Annotated in this window: 14 protein-coding genes; 8 read left to right on the top strand and 6 right to left on the bottom strand. The window is 70.9% G+C overall.

Annotated features, from left to right (window positions below):
• From arfA to SK095_RS11890, 5 genes are all read right to left on the bottom strand, one after another.
• Complete coding sequence (gene arfA / locus SK095_RS11910) at nucleotides 1-177, bottom strand: alternative ribosome rescue factor ArfA (protein WP_136491399.1); 177 nt, start codon at nucleotides 175-177, stop codon at nucleotides 1-3.
• 98 nt (nucleotides 178-275) lie between these two features.
• Nucleotides 276-1,313: a DNA polymerase III subunit delta gene (gene holA / locus SK095_RS11905; RefSeq protein ID WP_320546421.1), complete on the bottom strand. Its 1,038-nt coding sequence runs from the start codon at nucleotides 1,311-1,313 to the stop codon at nucleotides 276-278.
• Between the two features lie 37 nt (nucleotides 1,314-1,350).
• Nucleotides 1,351-1,938, bottom strand: a complete 588-nt coding sequence (gene lptE / locus SK095_RS11900) for an LPS assembly lipoprotein LptE (RefSeq protein WP_320546420.1) — start codon at nucleotides 1,936-1,938, stop codon at nucleotides 1,351-1,353.
• 61 nt (nucleotides 1,939-1,999) lie between these two features.
• Nucleotides 2,000-4,618: a leucine--tRNA ligase gene (gene leuS, locus SK095_RS11895; RefSeq protein WP_320546419.1), complete on the bottom strand. Its 2,619-nt coding sequence runs from the start codon at nucleotides 4,616-4,618 to the stop codon at nucleotides 2,000-2,002.
• 97 nt (nucleotides 4,619-4,715) lie between these two features.
• A complete protein-coding gene (locus SK095_RS11890; protein WP_320546418.1) occupies nucleotides 4,716-5,159 on the bottom strand; it encodes a thioesterase family protein in 444 nt (147 codons plus the stop codon).
• A 110-nt stretch (nucleotides 5,160-5,269) separates the two neighbouring features.
• Here SK095_RS11890 and SK095_RS11885 point away from each other — a divergent pair, with 110 nt between their 5' ends.
• A complete protein-coding gene (locus tag SK095_RS11885; RefSeq protein WP_320546417.1) occupies nucleotides 5,270-6,031 on the top strand; it encodes a YdcF family protein in 762 nt (253 codons plus the stop codon).
• Here the strand turns inward: SK095_RS11885 and queG are convergent, their stop codons facing one another.
• Nucleotides 6,032-7,096 carry a tRNA epoxyqueuosine(34) reductase QueG gene (gene queG / locus SK095_RS11880; RefSeq protein ID WP_320546416.1) on the bottom strand — a complete coding sequence of 355 codons (1,065 nt, stop codon included), beginning with the start codon at nucleotides 7,094-7,096 and terminating at the stop codon, nucleotides 6,032-6,034. It abuts the gene before it with no gap.
• 62 nt (nucleotides 7,097-7,158) lie between these two features.
• On the opposite strand from queG, the gene SK095_RS11875 reads away from it, so the two are divergent.
• The 7 genes from SK095_RS11875 to hflX all read left to right on the top strand — a co-directional run bounded on the left by SK095_RS11875 (nucleotide 7,159) and on the right by hflX (nucleotide 15,196).
• A complete protein-coding gene (locus SK095_RS11875) occupies nucleotides 7,159-8,661 on the top strand; it encodes an NAD(P)H-hydrate dehydratase (RefSeq protein WP_320546415.1) in 1,503 nt (500 codons plus the stop codon).
• Entirely contained in the window at nucleotides 8,649-9,122 is a 474-nt protein-coding gene (tsaE, locus tag SK095_RS11870) for a tRNA (adenosine(37)-N6)-threonylcarbamoyltransferase complex ATPase subunit type 1 TsaE (protein WP_320546414.1), read from the top strand. The genes SK095_RS11875 and tsaE overlap by 13 nt, the downstream gene beginning before the upstream one ends.
• A 2-nt stretch (nucleotides 9,123-9,124) precedes the next feature.
• Nucleotides 9,125-10,615 carry an N-acetylmuramoyl-L-alanine amidase gene (locus tag SK095_RS11865; protein ID WP_320546413.1) on the top strand — a complete coding sequence of 497 codons (1,491 nt, stop codon included), beginning with the start codon at nucleotides 9,125-9,127 and terminating at the stop codon, nucleotides 10,613-10,615.
• Complete coding sequence (gene mutL / locus SK095_RS11860; protein WP_320546412.1) at nucleotides 10,612-12,507, top strand: DNA mismatch repair endonuclease MutL; 1,896 nt, start codon at nucleotides 10,612-10,614, stop codon at nucleotides 12,505-12,507. Before SK095_RS11865 ends, mutL begins: the two co-directional genes overlap by 4 nt.
• A 38-nt stretch (nucleotides 12,508-12,545) precedes the next feature.
• Nucleotides 12,546-13,520: a tRNA (adenosine(37)-N6)-dimethylallyltransferase MiaA gene (miaA, locus tag SK095_RS11855; protein ID WP_320546411.1), complete on the top strand. Its 975-nt coding sequence runs from the start codon at nucleotides 12,546-12,548 to the stop codon at nucleotides 13,518-13,520.
• Nucleotides 13,521-13,630: 110 nt separating this feature from the next.
• Nucleotides 13,631-13,879: an RNA chaperone Hfq gene (hfq, locus tag SK095_RS11850; RefSeq protein WP_136491409.1), complete on the top strand. Its 249-nt coding sequence runs from the start codon at nucleotides 13,631-13,633 to the stop codon at nucleotides 13,877-13,879.
• A 15-nt stretch (nucleotides 13,880-13,894) separates the two neighbouring features.
• A complete protein-coding gene (gene hflX / locus SK095_RS11845) occupies nucleotides 13,895-15,196 on the top strand; it encodes a ribosome rescue GTPase HflX (RefSeq protein ID WP_201487863.1) in 1,302 nt (433 codons plus the stop codon).
• Nucleotides 15,197-15,201 lie beyond the last annotated feature (5 nt).

Here is a 15,201-nt window from a genome sequence, read left to right as displayed (position 1 = left end):
TCAGGCTGCGCGCTTTTCCGGGCCCGCATAGCAAGAAGCCTCCCGGTCGGTGAACCGGAAGGCTTCGCGGCGGTAGCTGCCCTTGCCCTTGGCGGGTCGTTCCTGGCGGCAGCGGAACAGGGGCTGGGCGACCAGGGATTTGGCCTTGTTCGGGCCGGCTTTGCGTGGCTTGGCCATGACCTTTCCTCGTGCGGAGCCGGCGAGCGTGCCGGCGCGCGCATCATCGGCCGCTGTACGAAAAATGTCCAGTGATGTCGTGCGCAAATCGAGCGGAACTATTCGCTGGGCAGGTTGAGGCGCACGCCGGCGATCGCCAGGGTCAGTTGCGCCAGGCCGTTCCAGGCGTTACCGGGCGCCTGGCCCTTGATCTGCTCGTCGATGCGCTGGGCGTCGCGCAGCAGCTGGTTCCAGCGGCTGGCCGGATGGCGCTGCACGGCGCGGCCGACCAGGCCCTGGCGCTTGCCGAAGATCGGCGGCCTGGCCTGGGCGATCAGCCGCTCCAGCGGCAGGCCCTGGCCATGCTGCTGGGCCAGGCCGGCGAGCAGGCGCAGCTCGCGCGCCAGGCCCCAGAGGATCACCGGCGCCTCCACGCCTTCGCCGCGCAGGCCCTCGAGCATGCGCAGGGCGTGCGCCGCCTCGCCGGCCAGCGCCGCGTCGAGCAGGCCGAACAAGTCGAAGCGCGCGCTGTCGGCGACGCTGGCCTGCACGGTGGCGGCATCCAGCTGGTTGCCCTCGACCAGCAGCTTGAGCTTCTCGATCTCCTGCACCGCGGCCAGCAGGTTGCCTTCGATGCGCGCCACCAGCAGGTCGATGGCCTCGGCACTCGCCGACAGGCCGGCCTGGGCCAGGCGCTGGCGGATCCACTGCGGCAGCTGCGCGGCATCCACCGGCCAGACCTGCACGAACTGGCAGTGCTCGCCGTCGATCAGCGCCTTGGCCCACTTGCTCTTCTGCGTCTTGCCGTCGAGCCTGGGCAGGCTGAGCAGCAGCACGGTGTCCTCGGCAGGGCGGGCGAGGTAGTCGAGCAGCACGGCGACGCCGTCGTCGCCCGGCTTGCCGGAAGGCAGGCGCAGCTCGAGCAGGCGTTTCTCGGCGAACAGCGACAGGCTGGCGCCGGCCTCGCGCAGCAGGTTCCAGTCGAAGCCGGCGTCGGCGTGGAACACCTGGCGTTCGCTGAAGTCGCGGGCGCGGCAGGCGGCGCGGATGGCGTCGCAGGCCTCCTGGCACAGCAGCGGGTCGTCGCCGCTGACCGCGTAGACCGGGGCGAGCGGACCCTGCAGGTGCTTGGCCAGTTGGGCGGGGTTGAGTTTCATCGGCAGGAAAAACGGGGCCCGCAGGCCCCGTGTCCGATCAGCGGGCCGGAGCCGTCGGCGCGCTCTGCCGCTCGGCTTCCGCGGCGGCGCGGGCCTCGGCTTCGGCCTTGGCGCGGGCGGTTTCCTCCAGCTTGGCGAGGCGCGCCGGGTTCAGTTGCTGCAGGCGCATGGCCAGTTGCTGGACCAGCTCGCGGCGCATCTCGACGCGCAGCTGCTGGGCCTCCTGGTCGGAGCCGATCAGGTTGTTGGCGTCGTGCACGTAGACCTTCTGCTCCTCGAGGCGGTCGGCGAGCAGCAGCAGGTTGCCGCTGCGCACCTCGTAGTCGAGGCTGGCGCTCAGCTCGTTCTCGGCGCTGCGCGCCGCACTGGTGTAGCTGGCGGCGCGCTGGCGCTGGTCCTCGCGCACCAGCACCAGTTGGTAGGGCGCGCCGCCGTGCACGCGCACGCCGCTGCTTTCCAGCATGCGGCGCACGTCCTTGACCGTCTCGCCGTAGGCGTCGCGGGCGCTCAGGCCGAGCTCCTGCAGGGCGAAGTCGTCGCTGCCGGTGCCGCGCAACTGGAAGCCGCAGGCCGTGAGCAGGGTGGTCAGCATCACCAGCAGCAGGCCGGACAGGCTACGTTTCATCAGGCATCCCTCGTGTGAAACGCCGCCCGCGCGGGGCGGGCGGCAGGTTGGACGGTGTCGGTCAGTTGGCGACGATGTTGACCAGCTTGCCGGGGACTACGATCACCTTGCGGATGGTCGCGCCTTCGGTGAAGCGCAGCACGTTCTCGTTGGCGCGCGCGGCGGCCTCGACCTCCTCGCGGCTGGCGGCGGCGGCGACCTGGATCTCGCCGCGCAGCTTGCCGTTGACCTGCACCACCAGGGTCAGGGTGTCCTGCACCAGGGCGGACTCGTCGACCGCCGGCCAGGCGGCGTCGATCACCGCGTCGCCGTGGCCGAGCGCCTGCCACAGGGCATGGCTGATATGCGGGGTGATCGGCGCCAGCAGCAGGGTCACGGCCTCCAGGCCTTCCTGCAGCAGGGCGCGGTCCTGCGCGCTCTCGGTCGATGCCTTCTCCAGCACGTTCATCAGGGTCATCACCTGAGCGATGGCGGTGTTGAACTTGCGGAACTGGCCGATATCGGTACTTGCCTGTTTGATGGCCAGGTGGATGGCGCGGCGGATCTCCTTCTGCGCGTCATTCAGCGCGGCGGTGTCCAGCGCGCCCGGCAGGCCGGCGGCGACGTGGGCCTGGGCCAGGCGCCAGACGCGACGCAGGAAGCGCGAGGCGCCCTCGACGCCGGAGTCGGACCACTCCAGGCTCATTTCCGGCGGAGCGGCGAACATCATGAACAGGCGGCAGGTGTCGGCGCCGTACTGTTCGATCATGGTCTGCGGGTCGACGCCGTTGTTCTTCGACTTGGACATCTTCTCGGTGCCGCCGATTTCCACCGGCAGGCCGTCGCTCTTCAGGCGCGCGGCGATCGCCTTGCCTTTGGCGTCGGTGTCGACCTCGACGTCGGCCGGGTTGAACCACAGCTTGCTGCCGTTCTCCTGCAGGCGGTAGTAGGTCTCGGCGATCACCATGCCCTGGGTCAGCAGGTTGGTGAACGGCTCGTCGCTGTCGACCAGGCCCTCGTCGCGCATCAGCTTGTGGAAGAAGCGCGCGTAGAGCAGGTGCAGGATGGCGTGCTCGATGCCGCCGATGTACTGGTCGACCGGCAGCCAGTGGTTGGCCGCGGCCTTGTCGACCATGCCGCCCGCGAACTGCGGCGAGGCGTAGCGCGCGTAGTACCAGGACGACTCGACGAAGGTGTCCATGGTGTCGGTTTCGCGCTTGGCCGGCGCGCCGCATTTCGGGCAGCTGCAGCTGTAGAACTCGGGCATGCGTGCCAGCGGGCTGCCGGCGCCGTCCGGCACCACGTCCTCGGGCAGCACCACCGGCAGCTGGTCTTCCGGCACCGGCACGTCGCCGCAGGCGTCGCAGTGGATGATCGGGATCGGGCAGCCCCAGTAGCGCTGGCGGCTGATGCCCCAGTCGCGCAGGCGGAAGCGGGTCTGCTTCTCGCCGTGGTTGGCGGCTTCCAGGTCGGCGACGATGGCGTCGAAGGCGGCCTGGAACTCCAGGTTGTCGTACTTGCCGCTGTTGACGGTGAGCAGGTTCGCCTTGTCGGCGTACCAGTCCTGCCACTGGGCAGCGTCGAAGGCGGCGTCGCCCTCGGCCTGGCGGTAGACCTGCACGATCGGCAGGCCGTACTTGTTGGCGAACTCGAAGTCGCGCTCGTCGTGGGCCGGCACTGCCATCACTGCGCCTTCGCCGTAGCCGGCCAGCACGTAGTTGGCGACGAACACCGGCAGCTTGTCGCCGGTCAGCGGATGGACGACGAACTGGCCGGTGGCCATGCCCTTCTTCTCCATGGTCGCCACGTCGGCCTCGGCCACCGAGCCGGACTTGCATTCGGCGATGAAGGCGGCCAGCTCGGCGTTGCCCTCGGCGGCGCGCTGGGCCAGCGCGTGCTCGGCGGCCACGGCCACGTAGGTGGCGCCCATCAGGGTGTCCGGGCGGGTCGAGTAGACCTTCAGGCGGCCCTCGCCACCGCAGGTCGCGGCGTCGTAGTCGAACTCGATGTCGGCGCCGAAGCTCTTGCCGATCCAGTTGCGCTGCATGGTCTTGACCTGCTCGGGCCAGCCGTCGAGCTTGTCGAGGTCGGCGAGCAGCTCCTCCGCATAGGCGGTGATGCGGAAGTAGTACATGGGGATCTCGCGCTTCTCGATCAGCGCACCCGAGCGCCAGCCGCGGCCGTCGATCACCTGCTCGTTGGCCAGCACGGTCTGGTCCACCGGGTCCCAGTTGACGGTGCCGTTCTTGCGGTAGATCACGCCCTTCTCGAACAGGCGGGTGAACAGCCACTGCTCCCAGCGGTAGTAGTCCGGCTTGCAGGTGGTGACCTCGCGCGACCAGTCGACGGCCAGGCCCAGGCTCTTCAGCTGGGTCTTCATGTAGTCGATGTTGGCGTAGGTCCAGGCCGCCGGCGCCACCTGGTTCTGCATCGCGGCGTTCTCCGCCGGCATGCCGAAGGCGTCCCAGCCCATCGGCTGCAGCACGTTCTTGCCCAGCATGCGCTGGTAGCGCGCGATCACGTCGCCGATGGTGTAGTTGCGCACGTGGCCCATGTGCAGCTTGCCGCTCGGGTAGGGGAACATCGACAGGCAGTAGTAGGTGTCCTTGCCGGGCTGCTCACTCACCTCAAAGGACTGGTGCGCGTCCCAGTGGGACTGCGCGGCGGCTTCGATCTCGCGGGGCTGATACTGTTCGTGCATGGCTCTGCCGGACTGGAAAAGAGGGGGGTAACGAAAGCCCCTAAGCATACATGACCCCCGCGGATCTGGGGAAACCCTGATCCGCGGGGCGCGGGCGTCATGCCCGGGCTTCGCGGGCGGCCTGCAGGCGTTTCTCGGTGCTCTTCAGCAGACGCTCGGTGGCGACGATGGCGCGGGTATGGCGGCCCTCGCCGACCTTGCCGCCGGCATCGAGCAGCTCGACGCGGAAGGCGTACAGCTTGCCCTCCATGCCGAGGAAGGTGGCACGGGCGCGCACCGTCTCGAACAGCGGGGTGGCGGCCAGGTGGGTGACGTCGACGCCGACGCCGACCGACAGCTCGCCGTCCCCGAGCAGCGGGCGCATCAGGCGGGCGGCGGCCAGCTCCATCAGGCCGACCATGCGCGCGGTGGCCAGCACGTCGGGGAAGTCGTCGCCGGGCTCGCTGCACAGGGTGCGCGGCGAGTCGCTGCCGGCCACGCGGTAGTCGAGTTCGTAGTGGCTGTCGACGGCCAGGGCCGGGGCATCGGGTCGGGTGGTCATGGCGGGATTCCTGCGAAGTGGCGAATGGAGCGCCATGCTAAGGGGGAGGGTCGGAACGAATCCACTCTATGATGCCGCGACCGTCGCCGGTCGGGACAAGGAGGATTGCGGTGCCGTTGCGCTATCTGTTCAAGCAGCTGCTGCTGCCGCCGGGCGGCCTGTTGCTGCTCCTGCTGCTCGCCTTCTGGTGGCGGGCGCGCCGTCCGCGCCGGGCGCTGGCCTGCGCCGTGCTGGGGCTGGGCGGCCTGTGGCTGATGAGCCTGCCGGCGGTGGTCGAGCTGGGCGCGCGCCTGCTCGAGCACGAGCCGGCGCTGGAGCGGGCGGCGTGGCCGACGCTGGCGCAGCGCGCCGAGGCCATCGTGGTGCTCGGCGGCGGCCGCGAGCGCGGCGATCCGGGCTGGGGCGGCGACCAGCCGAGCCTGCTGGCGCTGGAGCGCGCCCGCCTGGCGGCGCGCCTGCACTGGGCCAGCGGCCTGCCGATCCTCGCCAGCGGCGGCCTGCACCGGGGCGAACCGCCCAGCGAGGCCGAGCTGCTGGCTGCGGTGCTCAGCGAGGACTTCAGCGTCGCGCTGCGCTGGCAGGAGGGGCGCAGCCGCACCACCTGGGAGAACGCCACGCTGAGCGCGCCGCTGCTGCGCGACGCCGGGGTCAGGCGCATCGTGCTGGTCACCCAGGCCTGGCACATGCCGCGGGCGCGCTGGTGCTTCGAGCGCCAGGGCTTCGAGGTGATTCCCGCGCCCATGGGTTTTCTCGGCGTGGCCAATGGCCGGCCGCTGGGCGGCTGGCTGCCGGAGGCCGTGGCGATCTGGCAGAGCAGCCTGCTGCTCAACGAGGCGGCGGGGCGCCTGCTCTATCCGCTGCTCTATCGCTGATCAGGTCGCGCCGTGGCGCGCCAGCGCCCATTCGACGTGCTCGCGGACCAGTTCGCTGGGGTACTCGCGGCGCAGGCGCAGCGCCTCGAGCACCGGGATGCTGGCGGGCGCGTTGCCCAGGCCGACCGCCAGGTTGCGCAGGAAGCGCTCGTAGCCGGCGCGGCGCAGTGGCGAGCCCTCGGTGCGGGCGAGGAACTCCTCCTCGCTCCAGCGGAACAGTTCGGCCAGCTCGCTGTTGTCCAGGCCGTGGCGCGGGCGGAAGTCGTCCTGCTGCGTCGGCCGGGCGAAGCGGTTCCACGGGCATACCAGCTGGCAGTCGTCGCAGCCGAACACCCGGTTGCCGATCGGCGCGCGCAGCTCCTCGGGGATGCTGCCCTTGAGCTCGATGGTCAGGTAGGAGATGCAGCGCCGCGCGTCCAGCAGCTGCGGGCCGACGAAGGCGGCGGTCGGGCAGACGTCCAGGCAGGCCTGGCAGCGCCCGCAGTGCTCGCGCTCGTGCGCTGCGTCGACCGGCAGCGGCAGGTCGACGAACAGCTCGCCGAGGAAGAACCAGCTGCCGGCCTGCTTGTTCAGCAGTAGGGTGTTCTTGCCGATCCAGCCGAGTCCGGCCTGCTGCGCCAGGGCCTTCTCCAGCACCGGCGCGCTGTCGACGAAGGCGCGGTAGCCGAACGGGCCGATCGCCGCCTGGATGCGTTCGGCCAGCTGCTGCAGGCGCTTGCGCACCAGCTTGTGGTAGTCGCGGCCCAGCGCGTAGCGCGACACGTAGGCCTTGTCCGGGCTGGCCAGCACCTCGGCCATGCGCGTGTCGCCGGGCAGGTAGTCCATGCGCAGCGAGACCACCCGCAGGGTGCCGGGGACCAGCTCGGCCGGCCGCGAGCGCTTGCTGCCGTGGGCGGCCATGTAGTCCATCTCGCCCTGGTAGCCGGCGGCCAGCCAGCGCGCGAGGTGCGCCTCGTGCTCGCCCAGTTCGACGCCGGCGATGCCGACCTGCTGGAAGCCCAGTTCGCGGCCCCAGGTCTTGATCGCCTGGGCGAGGGCGGCGGGATCGGGGGCGCTGGTCGACATGGCTGGCGGTGCTCGGGGGCAGGGTGGGTATAATTGTGCCAGAGCCTCGAGTCGAATGGTCCATGCCGCTGACTGCCCCCGCCTTGCCCCTCGCCCTCCATCGCGCCGCCCAGGTCCGCGAGCTGGACGCGCGCCTGATCGCCGCCGGCACCCCCGGCAGCGAGCTGATGCAGCGCGCCGCCCATGCCCTCTGGCGCGCGCTGCGCCGCCGCTGGCCGGACGCCGGCGAGATCACCGTGCTGGCCGGGCGCGGCAATAATGCCGGCGACGGCTACCTGGTCGCCGCGCTGGCCCGGCGCGCCGGCTGGCGCGCGCGGGTGCTGGCGGTCGCCGATCCGGCGCAGCTGGGCGGCGATGCCGCCGCCGCCCATGCCGCGGCGCAGGCCGCCGGGGTGGCCGTCGAGCCGTGGTGCGAGTGCGCGCCGCTGACCGGCGTGCTGGTCGACGCCCTGCTCGGCACCGGTCTGGCGGGCGAGGTGCGCGAGCCCTACGCCCAGGCCATCCGCCTGGCCAACGCCAGCGGCCGGCCGCTGCTGGCGGTCGACCTGCCGTCGGGACTGTGCGGCGACAGCGGGCGGGTGCTCGGCGTGGCGATCCGCGCCGAACTGACGGTCACCCTGCTGGCGCTCAAGCTCGGCCTGTTCTGCCTGGACGGCCCTGACCACTGCGGCGAGCTGGCCTTCGACGACCTGCGCGCCGACCCGGCGCTGGTCGCCGAGCTGCCGCCGGCGGCGCGGCGCCTGACGGCGGACAGCGTGCCGCGCCTGCCGCCGCGGCTGCTCAACGCCCACAAGGGCCAGTTCGGCCACGTCCTGCTGGTCGGCGGCGACCTCGGCTACGGCGGCGCTGCGCTGCTCGCCGCCGAGAGCTGCCTGCGCGGTGGTGCCGGGCTGGTCAGCCTGGCCACCCGCGCCGAGCACGTGCCGGCCATGCTGGTCCGACGCCCGGAAGTGATGGCCCGCGCCGTGCAGTCGTCCTTCGAACTGCACGCGCTGCTCGCCCAGGCCGACGTGCTGGTGCTCGGCCCCGGCTGCGGCCAGGGCCCCTGGGCGCGCACCCTGCTGGCCGGCCTCGGCGCGCAGGGCAAGCCGCAGGTATGGGACGCCGACGCGCTCAACCTGCTGGCCGCCGGGCTGCTGGCGCCGCCGGCCGGCGACTGGCTGGTCACTCCGCATCCGGGCGAGGCGGCGCGCCTGCTCGGCTGCAGTAGCGCCCAGGTGCAGGCCGATCGCCCGGCGGCGGCGCTGGAGCTGGCGCGCCGGCTGAATGCGGTGGTGGTCCTGAAGGGACTCGGCAGCCTGGTGGCGACTCCGGGCGGGGAACTGCACCTGTGCGACCGAGGTCATCCGGCGATGGCCGGGGCCGGCCTCGGCGACGTGCTCGCCGGCCTGCTCGGCGCCCTGCTGGCGCAGGGCCTGGAAGTGGGCGCCGCGGCGCGGCTGGGCGTCTGGCTGCATGCCTGTGCCGGCGAGCGCCTGGGCCGCGGCGGACGCGGCCTGGCGGCCGCCGACCTGATCGAGACCATCCGTGAACTGCTGGAGGAGCACAGTCCGTGCCTGAAGTGACGCTGTACGCCGCCGACGAGGCGGCCATGCTGGCCCTGGGCGCGCGCCTGGCCGAGGTGACCGGCGGGCGCGGAGTGATCTGCCTGCATGGCGACCTGGGCATGGGCAAGACCACCCTGTCGCGCGGTATCCTGCGCGGCCTGGGCCATGCGGGGCCGGTGAAGAGCCCGACCTTCACCCTGGTCGAGCCCTACGAGCTGGGCGAGCGGCGGGTCTACCATTTCGACCTGTATCGCCTGGCAGATCCCGAGGAGCTGGAATTCTTCGGCATCCGCGACTATTTCCAAGGCGACGCGCTGTGCCTGATCGAGTGGCCCGAGCGCGGCGCCGGCATTCTGCCGAAGGCGGACCTGGACATCAGCATCGACGTGCATGGCGAGGGGCGGGTGTTGCGCCTGCTGCCCCACGGCGCGCGGGGCGAGTCCTGGTGCGCCGCCCTGACGACTGTGGGAGTCCAATGAACATGGGATGGGCCCTTCGCCCCCGGGCGCTGCTTGCCGTACTGGGCACCCTGCTGGCCATGCTGGCCGCCGAGGTGGTGCATGCGGCCAGCGAGATTCGTGGCGTACGCCTGTGGCGTGCGCCGGACAACACCCGCCTGGTGTTCGACCTCAGCGGGCCGGTGCAGCACAAGGTGTTCTCCCTGAGCGCGCCGGAGCGCATCGTCATCGACGTCGAGGGGGCCCAGCTGGGGACCCGTCTCGAGCAACTGGCCACGGCCAACACGCCGATCACCGGCCTGCGCGCCGCCGAGCAGGCCCCCGGCAAGCTGCGCATCGTCATCGACACCGCCGCGATGGTGGAGGCGAAGAGCTTCAGCCTGGCGCCCAACCAGCAGTACGGCCATCGCCTGGTGGTCGACCTGTTCGATCAGGGCGAGGCGCCGCCGGCTGTGGCGCCCAAGGCGCCCGCGGCAGTGCCCGCGGTGGCCCAGGGGAGCGCTGCGCCGCCAGCGGCCGACAACCCGCCGCCGGTCGCGCCCGAAGCGCCGAAGACCGTGGTTCGCGAGGCGGCGGCCCGCCCGGCGCCGCTGCCCAGCGGCAAGCGCAACATCGTCATCGCCATCGACGCCGGCCACGGCGGCGAGGATCCGGGCGCCATCGGCCCGCGCGGCCTGCGCGAGAAGGTCGTGGTACTGGAGATCGCCCGCGAACTGCAGCGCCTGATCAACCAGGAGAAAGGCTTCCGCGCCGAACTGGTGCGTACCGGCGATTACTTCATCCCGCTGCGCAAGCGCACCGAGATCGCCCGCAAGAAGGGCGCCGACCTGTTCGTCTCCATCCACGCCGACGCCGCACCGCGCGCGGCGGCCTTCGGCGCCTCGGTGTTCGCCCTCTCCGAAGGCGGCGCCACCTCGGAGACCGCGCGCTGGCTGGCCGACAGCGAGAACCGCTCGGATCTGGTCGGCGGCGTCGGCAGCGTCAGCCTCGACGACAAGGACCGCATGCTCGCCGGGGTGCTGCTCGATCTGTCGATGACCGCCACCCTGTCCTCCAGCCTGGACGTCGGCCACAAGGTGCTGGCGAACATGGGGCGCATCACCCCGCTGCACAAGCGCCGGGTCGAGCAGGCCGGCTTCATGGTGCTGAAGTCGCCGGACATCCCGTCGATCCTGGTGGAAACCGGGTTCATCTCCAACCCCGGCGAATCGCAGAAGCTGGCCACCAAGAGCCACCAGCAGGCGCTGGCGCGCTCGATCCAGAGCGGCGTGCGCCAGTTCTTCCACGAGAACCCGCCGCCTGGCACCTACATCGCCTGGCTGCGCGACCAGGGCAAGATCAAGGTGGGCGAGCGCGCCCACCGGGTGGCCCCGGGTGAGAGCCTGGCGCTGATCGCCCAGCGCTACCAGGTCAGCCAGGCCGCGCTGCGCAGCGCCAACCGTCTGGCCAGCGACAATCTTAAGGCCGGCCAGATGCTGACCATCCCGGCGCCGACCCTGGCGGCCCAGCCATGAGCGCACCGGCGCGCATCCAGCTGCTCACTCCGCGGCTGGCCAACCAGATCGCCGCCGGCGAGGTGGTCGAGCGGCCGGCTTCGGTGGCCAAGGAGCTGCTGGAGAACAGCCTGGACGCCGGCGCCACGCGCATCGACGTCGAGGTCGAGCAGGGCGGCATCAAGCTGCTGCGCGTGCGCGACGACGGCGCCGGCATCGAGCCGGACGACCTGCCGCTGGCCCTGGCGCGCCACGCCACCAGCAAGATCCGCGAGCTGGAGGACCTCGAGCGGGTGCTCAGCCTCGGCTTTCGCGGCGAGGCGCTGGCCTCGATCAGCTCGGTGGCGCGCCTGACCCTGACCTCGCGCCGGCGCGGCGCCCCGCAGGCCTGGCAGGTCGAGGTCGAGGGCAGCGACATGGCGCCGCGGGTGCAGCCGGCGGCGCATCCCGACGGCACCAGCGTCGAGGTGCGCGACCTGTTCTTCAACACCCCGGCGCGGCGCAAGTTCCTGCGCGCCGAGAAGACCGAGTTCGACCACCTGCAGGAGGTGATCAAGCGCCTGGCGCTGACCCACTTCGAGGTCGGCTTCCACCTGCGCCACAACGGCAAGGGCGTGCTCGGCCTGCATCCGGCGAAGGACGAAGTCAGCCGCGCGCGGCGGGTGGCCAGCGTCTGCGGTCCGGCCTTCCTCGAGCAGGCGCTGCCGCTCGACCTCGAGCGCAACGGCCTGCGTCTGTGGGGCTGGGTCGGCCTGCCGACCTTCTCGCGCAGCCAGGCCGACCTGCAGTACTTCTACGTCAACGGCCGCATGGTGCGCGACAAGCTGGTCGCCCACGCGGTGCGCCAGGCCTACCGCGACGTGCTGTACAACGGCCGCCACCCGGCCTTCGTGCTGTTCCTCGAGATCGACCCCGCGGTGGTCGACGTCAACGTGCACCCGACCAAGCACGAGGTGCGCTTCCGCGACAGCCGCATGGTCCACGACTTCCTCTACGGCACCCTGCACCGCGCGCTGGCCGACGTGCGCCCGGAGAGCCAGCTGGCTCCCGCCGCGGCGCCGCGCGGCGAGCCGCAGGTCACTGGCCTGGCCGCCGGCGAGTTCGCCGGGCAGAACGAGATGGTGCTGGCCGAGCATGTGCCGGCTGCCACGCCGGCGGAGCCGGCCTGGCAGGCGCCGCTCGGCGGGCAGAGCCGTCCGGGCGGTGGAGGCGGCTATCGGCCGGTGCAGGCGCCGGCGGCCCAGCCGCAGGCCGAGCTACAGGGCGCCTACCGCGAGTTCTTCGCTCCGCTGGCCGGGCCGGCGGCGCTGCCCGAGGGGCAGGGCGACGTGCCGCCGCTGGGCTACGCGCTGGCCCAGCTCAAGGGCATCTACATCCTCGCCGAGAACGCCCACGGCCTGGTACTGGTGGACATGCACGCGGCCCACGAGCGCATCACCTACGAGCGGCTGAAGAGCGCCATGGCCAGCGAGGGCCTGCGCGGCCAGCCGCTGCTGGTGCCCGAGTCCATCGCCCTCAGCCAGCGCGAGGCCGACTGCGCCGAGGAGCACGCCGCCTGGTTCGCCCGCCTTGGTTTCGAGCTGCAGCGCCTGGGGCCGGAGACCCTGGCGATCCGCCAGATTCCCGCGCTGCTCAAGCAGGCGCAGGCCAGCCAGCTGGTGCGCGACGTGCTCAGCGACCTGCTCGAATACGGCTCCAGCGACCGCATCCAGGCCCATCTCAACGAGCTGCTGGCGACCATGGCCTGCCATGGCGCGGTGCGTGCCAACCGCCGCCTGACCCTGCCCGAGATGAACGCCCTGCTGCGCGACATGGAGAGCACCGAGCGCAGCGGCCAGTGCAACCACGGCCGGCCGACCTGGACCCAACTGGGCATGGACGAGCTGGACAAGCTGTTCCTGCGCGGGCGCTGAGCGCCCCGCCTTCCCTCATCCCTACACCGAGTTCGCCGATGTCCGCGCTGCCCCCCGCCATCTTCCTCATGGGTCCGACCGCCTCGGGCAAGACCGACCTGGCCATCGAGCTGGCGCGGGTGCTGCCCTGCGAGATCGTCAGCGTCGACTCGGCGCTGGTCTACCGCGGCATGGACATCGGCACCGCCAAGCCGCCGCGCGAGCTGCTCGCCGAGTTCCCGCACCGGCTGATCGACATCCGCGACCCGGCCGAGAGCTACTCGGCCGCCGAGTTCCGCAGCGATGCGCTGGCAGCCATGGCCGAGATCACCGCCGCCGGGCGCATCCCGCTGCTGGTCGGCGGCACCATGCTGTACTTCAAGGCGCTGCTCGAGGGCCTGGCCGACATGCCTTCGGCCGATCCGCAGGTCCGCGCCCAGCTGGAGGCGCAGGCCGTCGCCGAGGGGCTCGCCGCGCTGCATGCCGAGCTGGCGCGGGTCGACCCGGAGTCGGCGGCGCGCATCCATCCCAACGACCCGCAACGCCTGGTCCGTGCCCTGGAGGTGTACCGGGTCAGCGGCCTGAACATGAGCGAGCATCGCCGCCGCCAGCAGGTGTTGCAAAATCTGCACGGCGGCGCGCCGCACGCACAGGCTTTCCCTTATACTGTCGCCCACCTGGCCATCGCCCCGGCGCAGCGCGCGCTGCTGCACGAGCGCATCGCCCGGCGTTTTCACCTGATGCTGGAACAGGGCTTCGTGGCCGAGGTCGAAGCGCTGCATGCGCGCGGCGACCTGCACCCGGGGCTGCCGTCGATCCGCTCGGTGGGCTACCGGCAGGTATGGGAATATCTCGAGGGCCGTCTGACCCGGGAGGAGATGGCCGAACGCGGCATCATCGCCACCCGCCAGCTGGCCAAGCGACAGTTCACCTGGCTGCGCAGTTGGTCGTCGCTGCACTGGCTCGACAGCCTGGCCGCAGACAATCTCGCGCGCACCTTGAAATACCTGCAGACTGTCGCCATTAATGGCTGAGTTTCGGCCCGCAGCCGGCTATCCTGTGGGGAAAGCGCCGTCGCAAGCCATGACTTCGTCGAATTCGACCTGATTAATACAATTACTTATCCCCTGAAGGAGTGTGGAAAATGTCAAAAGGGCATTCGCTACAAGACCCTTACCTGAATACCCTGCGTAAGGAACGCGTTCCGGTTTCCATCTATCTGGTCAACGGCATCAAGCTGCAGGGCCAGATCGAGTCGTTCGACCAGTTCGTCATCCTGCTGAAGAACACCGTCAGCCAGATGGTCTACAAGCACGCGATCTCCACCGTGGTTCCCAGCCGTCCGGTCCGTCTGCCCAGCAGCGAGTCGGGTGAGCCGGGCAACGCCGAATAAGCGGAGCCGCCGGTCTTGTTCTTTGAGCGCCACGAGGGTGGCGAGCGGGCCATCCTGATTCATCTGGACGGCCAGGCGCCCGAGGCGCGTGAAGATCCCGACGAGTTTCTCGAACTGGCCCGTTCGGCGGGTGCCGAGGTCGCTGGCTTCATCAGCGTACCCCGGCACCAGCCCACGGCACGCTTCCTGATCGGCAGCGGCAAGGTCGACGAGATCCGCGAGCAGGTCAGGGCCGAGCAGGCCGAACTGGTCATCTTCAACCACACCCTGACTCCCAGTCAGGAACGCAACCTCGAGCGCGAGTTCGAATGCCGGGTACTCGACCGTACCGGCCTGATTCTCGACATCTTCGCCCAGCGTGCGCGCACCCATGAAGGCAAGCTGCAGGTCGAACTGGCCCAGCTCGAGCACATGAGCACGCGCCTGGTGCGCGGCTGGACCCACCTCGAGCGGCAGAAGGGCGGCATCGGCCTGCGCGGCCCGGGCGAGACCCAGCTGGAAACTGACCGTCGCCTGCTGCGCGTGCGCATCCGCCAGATCAAGCAGCGCCTGGAGAAGGTGCGCAGCCAGCGCGAGCTGGCGCGCCGCGGGCGCAAGCGCGCCGAGGTGCCGGTGGTCTCGCTGGTCGGCTACACCAACGCCGGCAAGTCGACGCTGTTCAACGCGCTGACCGAGGCCGACGTCTACGCCGCCAACCAGCTGTTCGCCACCCTCGATCCCACCCTGCGTCGTCTCGAGTTCGCCGACGTCGGTCCGGTGATCCTCGCCGATACCGTGGGCTTCATCCGCCACCTGCCGCACAAGCTGGTCGAGGCGTTCCGCGCCACCCTTGAGGAGTCGAGCAACGCCGACCTGCTGCTGCACGTGATCGACGCCCACGAGCCCGAGCGCCAGCTGCAGATCGAGCAGGTCTACTCGGTGCTCAAGGAGATCGGTGCCGACCAGCTGCCGACCCTCGAGGTGTACAACAAGCTCGACCTGTTGCCCGGCGTGGCGCCGCAGATCCAGCGCGACGACAGCGGCAAGCCGGTGCGTGTCTGGCTGTCGGCCCGCGAGGGGCAGGGCCTGGACCTGCTGCGCCAGGCGATCACCGAACTGCTCGGCGATGACCTGTTCGTCGGCATCCTGCGCCTGCCGCAGCAGCTCGGCCGCCTGCGTGCCCAGTTGTTCGCGCTCGGTGCGGTGCAGGACGAGCAGCATGACGAGGAAGGTGCCATCCTGTTGAAGGTACGCCTGCCGCGGGTCGAGCTGAACAAGCTGGTCAGTCGCGAGGGCTGGAAGTCCGACGACTTTCTCGCGCAACACACTTTGCAATAAAGCCC

The organism is Pseudomonas sp. AN-1 (assembly GCF_034057115.1).
In the GTDB taxonomy this organism is placed as follows: domain Bacteria; phylum Pseudomonadota; class Gammaproteobacteria; order Pseudomonadales; family Pseudomonadaceae; genus Geopseudomonas.
This window is presented reverse-complemented; position numbering and strand designations above follow the sequence as displayed.